General features: G+C 32.5%; 11 protein-coding genes. 7 read left to right on the forward strand and 4 right to left on the reverse strand.

Annotated elements, in window-relative coordinates; genetic code table 11:
* Nucleotides 1-229 precede the first annotated feature (229 nt).
* A complete protein-coding gene (locus CN326_RS20705) occupies nucleotides 230-646 on the reverse strand; it encodes a hypothetical protein (protein ID WP_098310867.1) in 417 nt (138 codons plus the stop codon).
* 376 nt (nucleotides 647-1022) lie between these two features.
* On the opposite strand from CN326_RS20705, the gene CN326_RS20710 reads away from it, so the two are divergent.
* Entirely contained in the window at nucleotides 1023-1769 is a 747-nt protein-coding gene (locus CN326_RS20710; RefSeq protein ID WP_098310868.1) for a hypothetical protein, read from the forward strand.
* 518 nt (nucleotides 1770-2287) lie between these two features.
* Nucleotides 2288-2974 (forward strand): IS6 family transposase, encoded by a 687-nt coding sequence (locus CN326_RS20715; RefSeq protein WP_098310869.1) that lies wholly within the window; start codon nucleotides 2288-2290, stop codon nucleotides 2972-2974.
* A gap of 387 nt (nucleotides 2975-3361) precedes the next feature.
* Here CN326_RS20715 and CN326_RS20720 read toward each other — a convergent pair whose 3' ends face one another.
* A complete protein-coding gene (locus CN326_RS20720; protein ID WP_098310870.1) occupies nucleotides 3362-3913 on the reverse strand; it encodes a hypothetical protein in 552 nt (183 codons plus the stop codon).
* Nucleotides 3914-4955: 1042 nt separating this feature from the next.
* Between CN326_RS20720 and CN326_RS20730 the strand changes: the two genes are divergently transcribed.
* The 4 genes from CN326_RS20730 (at nucleotide 4956) to CN326_RS20745 (ending at nucleotide 8736) form a co-directional block, all read left to right on the forward strand.
* Nucleotides 4956-5288 carry a hypothetical protein gene (locus tag CN326_RS20730; RefSeq protein ID WP_255258175.1) on the forward strand — a complete coding sequence of 111 codons (333 nt, stop codon included), beginning with the start codon at nucleotides 4956-4958 and terminating at the stop codon, nucleotides 5286-5288.
* 117 nt (nucleotides 5289-5405) lie between these two features.
* Nucleotides 5406-5759: a glycosyltransferase gene (locus CN326_RS20735; RefSeq protein WP_098310872.1), complete on the forward strand. Its 354-nt coding sequence runs from the start codon at nucleotides 5406-5408 to the stop codon at nucleotides 5757-5759.
* A gap of 14 nt (nucleotides 5760-5773) precedes the next feature.
* Nucleotides 5774-6130: a hypothetical protein gene (locus CN326_RS20740; RefSeq protein WP_098310873.1), complete on the forward strand. Its 357-nt coding sequence runs from the start codon at nucleotides 5774-5776 to the stop codon at nucleotides 6128-6130.
* A gap of 14 nt (nucleotides 6131-6144) precedes the next feature.
* Nucleotides 6145-8736 (forward strand): ATP-binding protein, encoded by a 2592-nt coding sequence (locus CN326_RS20745; RefSeq protein ID WP_218007855.1) that lies wholly within the window; start codon nucleotides 6145-6147, stop codon nucleotides 8734-8736.
* A 55-nt stretch (nucleotides 8737-8791) separates the two neighbouring features.
* Here the strand turns inward: CN326_RS20745 and CN326_RS20750 are convergent, their stop codons facing one another.
* On the reverse strand, nucleotides 8792-9016 hold the full coding sequence (locus CN326_RS20750) for a helix-turn-helix domain-containing protein (protein WP_098310874.1): 225 nt from the start codon (nucleotides 9014-9016) through the stop codon (nucleotides 8792-8794).
* Between the two features lie 672 nt (nucleotides 9017-9688).
* On the opposite strand from CN326_RS20750, the gene CN326_RS20755 reads away from it, so the two are divergent.
* The gene (locus CN326_RS20755) at nucleotides 9689-10822 is read left to right on the forward strand and encodes an aminotransferase class V-fold PLP-dependent enzyme (RefSeq protein WP_098310875.1); all 1134 of its coding nucleotides are present in this window, start codon (nucleotides 9689-9691) and stop codon (nucleotides 10820-10822) included.
* 287 nt (nucleotides 10823-11109) lie between these two features.
* Here the strand turns inward: CN326_RS20755 and CN326_RS20765 are convergent, their stop codons facing one another.
* Nucleotides 11110-12828 (reverse strand): helix-turn-helix domain-containing protein, encoded by a 1719-nt coding sequence (locus tag CN326_RS20765; RefSeq protein WP_098310876.1) that lies wholly within the window; start codon nucleotides 12826-12828, stop codon nucleotides 11110-11112.
* Nucleotides 12829-13451: the final 623 nt, after the last annotated feature.

Raw genomic sequence — 13451 nt, forward strand, 5'->3', positions numbered from 1 at the left:
TTTATCTATAACATTTGTTGGTAAAGTTATTTTACTCCAATTTACTATGATTCATAAATGTACGTATCAGGGACATAGTTTTTGAGATAAATTTAGTTCATTTTTTCGTTTTGTGGATACTTCAAAATCTTAGCTTGATGGCGATGGGGCAACCTGTTCTGTTAGCTTGATGGGCATGGGGTACCGCCAACATTTTGGAAATAAAAAAAGCACCCGTTATGGATGCTCTTCACGTATTTAACTGTTCATATTGTAATTCAAAATCATCAGCTATTTGTTTAAAGTAGATAGATACTTCTTTATACTGCTGGGAAGATAAAGTCTCCATACAAAATTTATCACATAACTGATCGATACATAATTCTAAAGAAATCGGTATTGATATCAATTTATTAGTTGTTTTGAACTTTTCCCAGGTGTTTTTAGGGTTCATTAGTTCTGATGGATAATATAAGTCTAATTGAAGGTTTTCTTTCTTTGATAATTCTATTGCAAATGATGAAGCTTTATAAAATGAAATTATTACTTTCCTTAAATTTTTCTCATTTTCCTCATTTTCTTTTTTAAATTTACCTTTCAATTTCACTCGTTTCAGTATTTCTTTCAAATCATTTATGGTTACTGTAAAATTCAAATTTACTGCCATTTTACCATCCTCCTTTATCTTCTAATAACGTACCATCTTCTATCAATATTAACGCATCGGACATACCTGTGCACTGATTGCGGAGTGCGTTGTTTTTTTATAACTAACCATATAACACTGGTGTCCCAAAGGTACACCTTTAGATACATTTTTAGCTTTCATGTATTTAGTGTTAAATGAACCCTTGGATTGTCTATAAAAGTATACCTTTGCGGACGGTATACTTGTGCGATTTCGAGAAAACATTCAGATAATTCAAGCTGGTTGCCATTTTTTTAGTATAAAAAAATTTTGCATTGAAGAAATAAAAAACTATTTTGAGAAAAAATAGGATATCATATGGATATAAAACTTTAGAAGAACTGGGGAAAAATATATGAAATACATGTATCGTAGATTTATAACCGTTAATAGATGGTTGAGAATTTTATTGTTTATCTCTATAATATCGGTGCTCGTTATAGATTTATATTTAGTACACAAGCCCGAATTGTTTAAAAATGCTGCCCAATTAGGGACCCTTTATAGAAATCTATGTTTTGCTTATATAACATCATTTCTATTCTTTTTCTGGAATGTTCATCTCCAAAGCTACAATGCTAAGGTGAAAAGTTATCAATATGTTGATAACAAAGTTTATAATCTACGTAAGATGGGAGTTGCTTTGGTACTATCCTTGGAGGGGAAAAAAATAGATACCTCTCTTAGCAAATACCCTCTTCCAGACGTTTCTGAAATGTTTGACCTTTGTTATGAAGTAGACCCTAATCAACCATTAAAATTTAATTACAGACCTTTTCAAAATTGGTTCGAACTATTTGATTTTATAAATCAAGAGACTAGACGTATTGTTAATGAATTGCTAATTATTAAAGATGTATTAGATGCAGAATTAATGACAGAGCTAATAAATTTAACTGAATATGTGGATAGTCTTAATCGTTATCATGATAGTGATGTAGAATGCAAGGACTTAGCAGAAAGGGCAGTTGCAATATGGGATTATGCACATGCATGTTCCGTTCTTTCTTCTAAATTTGAGGAAAAATACATAATTTATAGAGATGAATCTTGGAAATATAAACAAGAAGACGCTATTAAGTATAAAAGAGCTCAACATTAAAAAGATCTAATAATACGACAAAGCTCTATCTGTATAGATAGGGCTTTTCTACTCTATAAAAGGCGTACCGCCAACAAAACGCGGAAAACATATGATAAGACATTTTTTGGAAGTTGAAATTGAATTTTTTATACTCTAAGGGATTTTTTAACCATAAAACTTCGTTTTTGGTGATTTTAAGTGGTACTTTTATTTTCCTTTTCGTATAGAAATTCCGTATATCCAAAACCATAACTAAAAACAAATAACCACAAAAGCAATATTTTAACGTTTTTGGTTACGAATATTTACAATATTTGTCTTAACGTATGTTTACCACATAAACCTGAAATTAAATTTAGAATCCATACGGTTTATAAATAATCATCCAGTTATAATCTGTATCATCATTTGTACAGTCTATAATTTCTTTTTCATTTGAATTACAAATTATATCTTTTTTTAGCATTTCCGGTTCTGTTGCAAAGTTTTCTAAGTGAAATTAAAATGTAAGAAAAATGATTCGAGGAGCATGATGCATGAGATATTTTAAAGGAAAACAGTTCAAGAAAGATATTATTTTAGTAGCCGTCGGCTATTATTGCCGTTTTTCTTTAAGCTATCGTGATGTATCTGAAATAATGAAAGAACGAGGGATTTCAGTTCACCCTACAACAATCATGCGTTGGGTGCATGAATATGGCAAGCTGATTTATCAAATTTGGAAAAAGAAAAATAAATCAGCACAGTTCGTATGGCATTTAGATGAAACCTATATCAAAGTCAAAGGAGAGTGGAGTTATCTCTATCGTGCAATCGATCAAGAAGGATACACCTTGGATATCCAACTTCGTAAAACACGAGATCATCAAGCTGCCTATATGTTTATGAAGCGATTAGTGAAGGCTTTTGGGGAACCAACGGTTCTCGTAACAGACAAGGCTCCTGCCCTACTTTGTGCGTTCAAAAAACTGAAAAACAACGGTTTTTATGTGCATACGAAACAGTGCACCGTTAAGCATTTCAATAATCTCATCGAACAGGATCATAGACATATCAAGCGACGTTTTTCCAAATCCATAGGATTTCAAAATCTACGTCATGCTTCACGTACCTTGAAAGGGATCGAAACCATTCATGCTATATATAAACGAAACCGCAGTTTACAGTCAAACTGCGGTTTTTCAACGTATAAGGAATTACACAAATTATTAGTCACTGCCTAAATGGTTCCCTTCATTTATCAATACCTGTTTCTGCTTTTTTAAACTTTGCAACAGAACCGAAATAGAGGGAATGGCTATCTATTTTTTATTTTTTTATAATCGAGGTGATGCATATGATAAGAATTCGCTACAAGAAAAATGGTGAAAATACAGAAATGTATTTTGAATGTAATTTCAAAAACATTATCCCTGTATTTACAGCATTACCAGCCCTGATTGAACTTATCAAATCAAGCAATTTTTTTTAAATATATAGAGATAGAGAACAAAAATAACGATCTGTAATAGATCGTTATTTTTGTTTTGCACGTAAATAGGCTCATAATGATGCGTTATGTTAACCTTACATGTATAGAGCATACAAAATTCTTTCGGGACGCTACCCCTCTATTTAACTAATAGATCTTCTCCAATATCAGTTTCTATATAGATATGACCATCCTTCTCTACTGCATGACCACGACCAAGTCGTATGGATTGAGTAAGTCTTCCGTATTGTGATTTTCTAACACTTTCCTTTACAAAAAGAATAGAATTTACTGATTTATATAAGGTGTACCCTTTCCAGGTTACATTAGAAGAATAATGTATTCGAGGTCCTGTGTTCCGACTCTCTTCGATTACATATGGAGATGAGAGAACTTGATTGCTTTCAAGATATGCATAATAATATGGCTGCTGTTTAACTGACAACCATAACCACACTATGTGGATTATCACTATAAGTATATTAAGTATTAAAATTTTCGATGTTCTTACTTTCCATTTTTTTAAGAAGAAATAAATAGAAGTTGGAATTGCGAATAAGCCAATCAAAGCCATCCACTTATCTAATAGCCCTCCATTTATCCAGAAAATAAACCCTAATAATTTCATAAAAACAAATACAAGAACAATAAGAGTTAAAAAAAGGGATAAACCGTATATATTCTTTTTCACCATTGCCACCTCGGACTCTTTTTACACATTTTAACATATTACGATTTATGAAAAAGTACGTGATCTTTTATTATTTCTATTAATTTTTGATTTACAATTTGCGTTTTGGTTAGAGTGCTGGCTCGTCGTGTGGGGACGAAACCCCACGTATTTAAACGTATCAATAATTTGAATACAAACAATTTGAGAGCGATTGATCTAAGCGGTTCGGCTCGTATAATTGCTAGACCAAGTCGATAACCATTATCTTGCGTTTTGTCTGTCGGCTTGGCGAAAAAAGCAAATCGAGCCGAAAAAAGTTTTTTATTTTGAGGGTGGAGATTTTTGAGTGTTCTTCTCAAAAATACGACCCGTTCCTTGCGGAACTTTTAGCCCTATATATAAGAGTGAGATAAGCGAAATAAAAAAAACCAGTAATACCAAGGGTTTATAAGGTATAGGGTGTTCGAAAATTCGAACACCTAAAAAATAAAAAAAAAGAATAAAAGTTACAAAATAATTATGTAATAGTATTGTTACACTGTATCGGTTGTATTGTGACAGTAAATATAGTACAAATTGACACTATATCTAAACTGATCGTTTTTGTTACTGTAAAATCATTGGTTTTTCCTAAGAATTAAGTCGGGCTAACCAATAAAACACTGTGTTCTCAATAGATACTTTGCCCCTGGTTACAGGAACGCTGGAACTAGGCCTTATACAATGATTTGTTAGAAGTTTTTTATTATCAATATGGTACGTGAAATTATATTTGATTTTTAATTGATATCATGTTCCCTTCATAACATACATTCTAATTCCCTACATTTTATTTAATTGGTACATACACCGAAAGCATATATATTGCATATAGCTATTAGCATAAAGCGTGCTAGTAGCTAACTAACAAGTCCATTATTGAAATGGGCTTTTTTTTTTGTTTTTTTGCTATTACCAGTAATAGCATTTATTCCTAAAAAAATTGGCATTTTAGACAATCTGTATCGAATATTCTTTATCATAACGATATTACCGCTCATATCGAAAGGTGTGATCTTATTTGGCTAAATTCAGTAAACCTGTCGCATTCAATGAAAAAAATGAGAAGGATAGAATGATGCTGAAGCATGTAAAACGAAGAAATTTTAGTGGTTATGTAAAAAAATTAATATGGGCTGATATGAAGACACATGAAAATAACACAATTGATTGTAAATCTAATTTACCCCTTCAAGATCAAGAGAAAAAACCCCCTTCAGGCACACCTATTTCTAAAGAAAAACTATCCGTTTCTAAACGAATAGAACAAATGAAACAGCAAACAAAAAAGCCGTCGGCTTCTTTAAGCCCACAGCCATTTATACCCTCAACCAACAAAAATATTAACCAATGACCCGATAATAATTCCTACAACGGTTGCTATAGCAACATGCATAGTATTAGCCTCCCATTTTTATATGTGTTTGTAGTATGTGTGGCTTGCAAAATAATATACGAGAGGTGTTACAACATGGTGAAAACACAAACGATTCCCTTTCGATCTTTCATGGATCAGAGTTATAAAATGGAACCTGTAAATAAAAAGAAACCATTAAAAAAAATCATTACTTTATCAGGTGGCTCCTGGATAATTATTGTTCCCAAAATTGCATTTGCAGCCACCGTAAATACCACATTCGGAAATGTGCATGGCGCAATTATGAATGCATTCGACTCTGGTGTTGTACTAGTAATTATTTTCTCTGGTGCTTCCTGGGCCTTGGGACATCGTACAAAAGCATTAGAAATTTTAATTGGTGTATGCTGTGGCTATATTCTAGCCAGACATGCAATAGATATCCGTGATTTCCTTAAAAATATATAAAAGGAGGCACACTTATGAAATTTATTTTATCTACTATAACTGGAAAAATGGAATTACAAGATGGTTTATACATTGGTAAAAAAGCCAGTGAAGGTTCGTGGTTAGACAAATTAAATGCATTTTCTGATTGGGTTGTACATGGGGAAGTTGAGCTGATTTTAAAGCCAATAGGTGCATTCTTTAAAGAGATTGGAATTACATTATGGGATTGGTTTATTTTGAATTTACCTGACATCATGGGGTATAGTGCTGTACTTGCTGGTGTGTGTATCATATTTAGTTCCATGTTCAACAAAGGAGGTATATTAAAACCTATAGCAGTTTTTGGTGCTGGAATGATATTAGCATTATGCATTTTAGGATCAGTGTAAGGGGGGCATAGAACGTGATACAAGGCGATAATTTTATTATTACAGATATGAAAAATCCTAATTTTCCAGTTGTAAAAGAAAAATTTTATTATCCAGCTCTGTATAATGGCGGTTTACCAGCTGAATATAAGCCCAAATACAAAAAGAAACAATGGTTTTTAAATCAAATAGAAAGTATATCTTGGTCAGATTTTTTTCATATTGAACAAAATAAAATGGTTGTATATCAAATTATCCCTCATAGCAACATTTCCAATAACAATAAAAAATTATGGAAAACCATTTATAAAATGTATGAGATGTATAGCTCCCCAGGTACACGTTTAGAAAGAGACGGCTTAAAATTCACTTATAGAGAGCAAGATCTTTTTTGGTTTGATGTTATATTTAAGCAAGAAAACGGACAGAAAAAAATTGAGTTTTATGTTGCTACTTCTGAATACCAGGCATTAAAACTAAAACGAAAATTGGAAAATAAAATGCATGCTACTATTAAAGAAACTGACATTAAAAATTTATATGTTCCTACTAAAAATACAATTGTCCAGGAACTCAAATATTTAAAACACGATATATTTAGTTTGAACACAAATACTAATGAACCCAAGACACCCATTGCAGCTATCATGAATACATTGGACGAATTACAATTTGATGGTGATTTTGCAAGATTAAGTGTTTGTAACACAGCAGAAACCCGTCAAAAATGGGTAAAAAATGCTCAATGGGCATTCGAAAAACTATCTAAAGGGAAAGTACCTCAAAGGGCAACAATCAATTCACGAAAGGTGATAGGTGCTTCAAAAAAAGCCCTTGGTGGGATTGTAAATGAAATAAACTTTTTAATAACGGATCTATTCAATGCCCTTTCTAATACATTTTTCAAAAGCGAAAAATCTTACAGCAAAGGAAAAATGATCGAAAAGCCTTTTTCCTTAGTGGATGAAATAAATGCACGTCACATTAGTAGTGCGAGTCGAGAAAAAATAAATAATCCTGTTTTTAGAAGTCATATACGTATTGTTTCACATTCACAAGACCGTCTCACACGAGAAACTATAGGTGAAACCTTATCTCTTGCATTTAGTGAAATTGCTGAAAACAACGAATTACACAGCGTTAAAATAAACATTCGAAGTAGACAAAAGGAGATCATTCAGGAATTAAATACCTTACAGTTATCTAAACGAACCAAAATTAACGGAAATATAAACCTTGTTTCAACGGAAGAGATGACACGTTTAGCATTACAAATGCCTACTGTAGAGTTACAGCGTAGGTATCAAGAGGAATTAAATGTGAAACGAAAAATAGAAACCGATATTCCTAATATTCTATGTGGCCCAAAGGGAATTCACCTGGGCGAAAGTGAATTAAAAGATAAAAAGATACCAATCTATTTCCCTATTAGTAATCCAGATGAATTGTATCGTGGATACGTATTCATTGGAGGACAGGGGGGTGGAAAAGATACAGCTATTAAAAATTGGGTAGTAGATTGCTGTTTAAATCATGGTATTAGTGCCATAATTCCAGAAGTTATTGTGGAGGAAGGCGAACGAGGCATGGCAGATGGTATACGTGATGCTTTACCACCGGAGAAAATTATTGATATTGATTTAAGCGATGAGAATTATATAGTTCCAATGGACTTAACAGAAGTAATTGCTAAACTAGGGCGAAAAGGAGCAAGTCGATTTGCTGACGAAGTAATTGATTTCTTTGGAGATATGGAAGGGATGGCTCGATCTAAACGTTACTTGAAAACAGCAAGTAAAGCTTCATGTGGTTCTTTATACAATATTAAACGAATTATTGAAGATGAAGAATATCGGATTTCTGTAATTGAAGGATTACTACAGAAAGGAAATCAACGATTGGCTACTGAATTATTGAGCTGGGGAGATAATAGTGAACTTGGAAGTAAAGCTGATCCTGTCTTGAATCGATTAGATGATTTTTTCGGAAACGACACTCTTTTTGATATCTTTTCCCAGGAGCCAAAAGAAGAAGTGGATTTTGCTAAATGGATGACAGAAGGTAAAGTTGTTATTATTCGAATCCCAAATAGAAAACTTGGCGAACTCGCTTCTAAAACGTTGGTACATTGGATTACATTAAAAGCATTTATGACACGTATGTTGATGTCTAAAGAAGAGCAAAAGAATGGTTGTTTTATGGTATTCAATGAACCCGAACAATACACAACTGAAGGTCTTACAAAGCTAATGGGACGTATTGGTACTGAAGGAAGAAAAGAGCGTTTCGGTTCACTATACGCCTTCCATCACTGGAATAAATTGCCTGTATCTCTTCAGGAAAACTTGCAGGGTGGCGGTGTGCAACAATTTTTATTTGCCAATGATCATATCAAAACATTTGAGTTATCCAGGCATCGCCTTGAACCCACGATTACTATTGAAGATGCTTCTAGATTACCAAGATTTCATTCCATCGTTTCAGTAAGAGCTGGTGGCGATCTACAACATGCCTTTATTTGTAAAATGAAATCTCCGGTTCAGCAAAAATATGATAATTCCAACCTAACAAAAGAACACGCTAAATTATTTGGACGTAGTTGGGAAGAACTACAAAAAATCAATTGAACTATCAATATTTACCTAATGACCAGTACACGACTAATGCTAGTAGTGTACTGGTCTACATGTTCCAAAAATCACTCATTTTTTTCTTAGAGTCAATTTTACGAACCGCTTTTAGAATCGCTTGTATTGTCTTTTGGCTTGGGATATAGTGCGGGTCATTGCAAGCTCGTGAAATTGTATTACGATTTACTTTAGATTCTTTTTCTAGATCCTTTTGATATAATCCATTCTTATCGATCCATTTTCCTAGTTTACTTCTTTTCTTACCAATGCCCCACATGTTATAAATCTCCTTTTCTTTTTTTATTTCAAGCTTGTACGAAATGCACAAAATATATACACTTGAATCTAAGAAAAGTTAGCATATCTTTTAATCTCATTACATATGATGTATTAGAACAATCATATACTCACAAATATTATGTAATTTTTTTGTGGAATATAGCATACATATATATTGCAACATTTGTTGATACACCAGCAAATATACTGACAAATGTTGCATGACCACTTTCTTACTAATTTTCGTATATTATAAGATAAATAGTCGATTCATAAGAAAATGACCCTACAAAATTTGTAGAGTCATTTTCTTATTTAAAGCTATTCTAGGTTCTTTTCAACTGTAGAAAATAGCTTCTTTTCTACAATAATCTTCAATAATTGCAATCTATGCTATAGTAACAATTTTTCACCCGTTAGTTTTTCTTGTGTCGCTTTTAAATAAAGTCACGGTGTTTATAAAAAAGACGCGATGTTTTGCCCCTTTGGATCTGTTTATCTAAAGGAGTGTTTTTATAGTGAAAAGTGAAAAGAAGATCTGAACTGAAAGGCGGATTAAGGAACTCTTGAGCAGCAATAAAGTTACTCCACTAAAGGGCTATATAGTGGTAGAAGGATTTTAAAATTCACATACAGAATTATTTGATGTCAAGAAAAGGGGGAAAAGGAATTGAACCATGATTTTTATCGCGCATTATTTCCTATATTAGCTACTCATACACATCTAGCTAGTTGTTCCCAAGGTGCATTGGCAAAGTCTGTTTCAAGAGCTATTGAGGAATATCAGAATAGCCTACTTCTGTCAGGTAGTAATTGGAATGAAGCGATAAGTAAAGTGGATGAGACTAGGGTGAAATTTGCTGAACTTATTGGAGCCGAAACAGATGAGGTTGCTGTATTATGTTCTGTTTCTGATGCTATTTCTGCAATTGCAACTTCCCTCCCTTATCAGCAAGAGAAAAATAAAATCGTGTTTACGGAAATAGATTTTCCAACTGTCGGTCATATATGGTTTGCACAAGAACCATTTAAGGATAATATTTCCGTAATTCGTTCTTCCAATGGGGAAATACCTCTGGAACAATATGAAAAAGAAATAACAACTGATACGCTTATTACATGTATTCCACATGTGAACTATTACAACGGTTATAAGCAAAACGTTAGAGAGATTTCTGGTATTGTGCATAGAAAAGGCTCACTTTTATTCGTCGATGCTTACCAATCAGCAGGACATATTCCGATTGATGTGAAAGAGATGGAGATTGATATATTAGCAACGGGAACTCGTAAATACATGTTAGGAATTCCCGGCGTAGCGTTTTTGTATATAAAAAAAGAACTGACAGAGCAATTAAAGCCAAGAGTTACTGGATGGTTTGGACAAGAACAAGCATCTTCATTTGACATTTATAATCCTGTTTCTGCAATGGGGGCTCGTCGTTTTGAAACGGGTACGCCTTCTTTTATAAGTATCTATGCAGCTTATGAGGCACTAAGATTGCTACTTGAGGTTGGGATAGGCAATATTGAAACATATTTAAAAGAGTTAACCCAATTCATCATATTTTATGGACAAGAAAAAGGATTACATCTCATTGGACCATTATCTACTGATAATAGAACGAGTCTAATGTCTTTTCATGTTGAAAATGCATCAAAAGTAGAAGGGATGTTAAGAGACAAAAAAATTATTGTTTCTGCAAGAAAAGATGTAATAAGAATTGCCCCTCATTTCTATAACATTAAAGATGAAATAAAATACGCAATAGATGAGCTTGCAATCTTAGCAAACGGGGATTAAGCAAATATTTACTCAAACAAACCTGAATTGAGGATTGTTTTGTTATTCTACTAAAGGGCGCGATTGTTGAGCAACATAGGTAAAAATGATCAAATTTTTTTATAAAAACTAAACTTAAATCTGCTGGAGAAGAATCTATTTTGATCAATCTTTTTTCAAAATGGATTCTTTTTATTTATCGTAAAAATTGGGATTGCGAGGTATTTTTGATCAAACTTTATTTCAAAGCTACATGTACCAAAACCGATTATCTCATACAGAAAAAATGTAACCTATTTNNAAATAGGTTACATTTTTTCTATTATTACTTGTCTCTCATACCACTTGGACATTTTTTCAACCGCATTAGCCGATAGGCGCTTTGTTTGCTTGTTACAAAATCTAGATAATGTAGGAGCCGAAATTTTAATTTCTTTTGCTAATTCACGTATACTAATATTGTCAATATTATGCCGTTTTAGTATTTTTTCTCGAACTACTTCTTCATCAAATATGTGAGTCTCTTGACTCCTTTTCACTTGTGGCATATCAATAACATCTTCGTTTTTTTCAATATATTCTATAGCTGTTTCATCATTGATTTCTAACGTTTTTTTCTTTGGCAAATTGTACATAGATTTAATTAATTCTTCTGGTGGCAAAATAGTAATATTCAAATTCACCCAATAATCCTTAAACCAATTCTTCTTATTTAAACGTTTCTCATCTAATTCACTTGTATACTCCCACTTAGAAATTACGTTTTCCCGTTCCAAATCAGTGAGAACATTCTCTAAATGCTCTCGAATTCGACTTGGTTTCCATTTTAGTGGGACTGCCATAACAGCTAATAATCCTTTATCCCCTCCAATGGAATAAGGACGCTTTAAAGTTGAATATATCTGACGTATTCTCCATTGCCATGTTAAATAGCGAATTAAACGTTTATGGTATTTATGTCGGTAACTGTTATACTCTAGCGCCTTTTTTGATAATAAGGCTGTCGTATTACTTGAGCCATATAAATAACTAGCTAAAAAGCTTCCAGGTTTGATACGACAAGATTCGATTCCCATATATTCATTCGTTGTACTGTGTCTCCATAGTACAACAGAATCTAATACAAACAATCTTTTGATTACTTCTCTTTTTACTTTATATTGCTCATCGTGCTCATTTTCATCATTTAAAACCACTACTTCATTTTCATCATTTAAATATATGAAAATACTCGCTAAAGCAGCAATCCGCTGAGCAACCTTAATTTTATCTTCGGGTCTATAGTATTCCCCTTTACTTACTTTCTTTTTTGGGACATTACACATGTCCAATACTTGCTCATAGGAAAATTCAATGAATTCATCTGGTGACTTGGCCTGTGCTAACCATTGTATGGTAATTGAGTCTAATACATCTGCCGTCAAATCATCCATATTACTCATTACATCATTAACTAAAGTATTCCACCGGGATGCTTCATTTGCTTTGGTAAGCTTTAAATCTTCATCTCGATGAGAAGAAAGTTGAGCTACTGCATTACTATCCTTCGTTTCAAGTGGATATGATTTTATACCCATATTTGAAGTATCTTCAAAATGATTTTTTGAGATCCCATCACGTAATTTGAAATAAACAGCTGAATTATTAACTTCAAAATAATCTTTATCATCTGTTTCATCTTCATTTTTTTCTAAAATGGATACTGGTTCAACATTTGATTTATCCTTAATAATATTTTGAAACTCTTCTTCTAAATATCTTTCAAGTTCCGAATGAATTTCATCCTTATACTGGTGCAACTTAATAGCAACTTGTAGCGAAGTGATTCCTTGATCATTCTTTTTACTAAGCCATGATACTAAAGCTGACAAGGAGGGTGAAACATATTGCGAAGTTACCACCTTACTATTATCTTTTTCTACGTCTGCACTAAAAGAAGTCCATTTATCCCAAATTACTTTATTAGTCCCGTACAGTGGCTCAGATATTAATAAGGCATCTGTGAACATTTGTGTTAACTTTTCCATTTGGTCACTCCTTCCTTTCTATACTTTACTTACAGATACATCACAACTTAGTCTCCTAAATATATAGAAACCTTGTTATTTTTCGGGCACATTTATATTTACAAAAGTAATGAAACACTTTTATCTTTGGTTTTATAAACGAAATAACATTTATTATACATTACTCCCCAATACATCATCAATTGATCTAAAGAATTAACATATGAAACACTTTTCCCATATAGTGAACCTATTCAATAAATATGAAACGCTATTTTCCCCTTAACATTTCTTTATGTTGTAGACTATACCGTTCCTTAAATTAGTAACCCTTGTACCATATATTGATTTGAAATAAAGTTTAACTGTTTATAACAAAGTCGTACCGTTTAAAACAAAGTTTAACCGTTTTGAAAAAAGTTTAATTAAAATACAACCTTTATTTCAAAAATACAACTGAAAAAGTCTATTTCACAATAAAAAGAAGCTGATTACCTACTGTATGTAGATGATCAACTTCTTTTTTAATATTTACAATATTAAAACTATTATTAACATTCCCTTAACATAGAAAATGTATGCTTTAACTGTAATACATAATTAAATAACGAGGAGGAATTAGAATGAAGAAAGTTTTAAAATCC

This window comes from Bacillus sp. AFS018417 (assembly GCF_002560985.1).
Lineage (GTDB): Bacteria > Bacillota > Bacilli > Bacillales > Bacillaceae_G > Bacillus_A > Bacillus_A rhizoplanae.

What these genes read in the sequence shown, in the direction of transcription:
- CN326_RS20735 (WP_098310872.1), top strand. Translation starts at nt 5,406, where the DNA reads ATGGTGAAAACACAAACGATTCCCTTTCGATCTTTCATGGATCAGAGT.
- CN326_RS20710 (WP_098310868.1), top strand. Translation starts at nt 1,023, where the DNA reads ATGAAATACATGTATCGTAGATTTATAACCGTTAATAGATGGTTGAGA.
- CN326_RS20715 (WP_098310869.1), top strand. Translation starts at nt 2,288, where the DNA reads ATGAGATATTTTAAAGGAAAACAGTTCAAGAAAGATATTATTTTAGTA.
- CN326_RS20705 (WP_098310867.1), bottom strand. Translation starts at nt 646, where the DNA reads ATGGCAGTAAATTTGAATTTTACAGTAACCATAAATGATTTGAAAGAA.
- CN326_RS20765 (WP_098310876.1), bottom strand. Translation starts at nt 12,828, where the DNA reads ATGGAAAAGTTAACACAAATGTTCACAGATGCCTTATTAATATCTGAG.
- CN326_RS20740 (WP_098310873.1), top strand. Translation starts at nt 5,774, where the DNA reads ATGAAATTTATTTTATCTACTATAACTGGAAAAATGGAATTACAAGAT.
- CN326_RS20750 (WP_098310874.1), bottom strand. Translation starts at nt 9,016, where the DNA reads ATGTGGGGCATTGGTAAGAAAAGAAGTAAACTAGGAAAATGGATCGAT.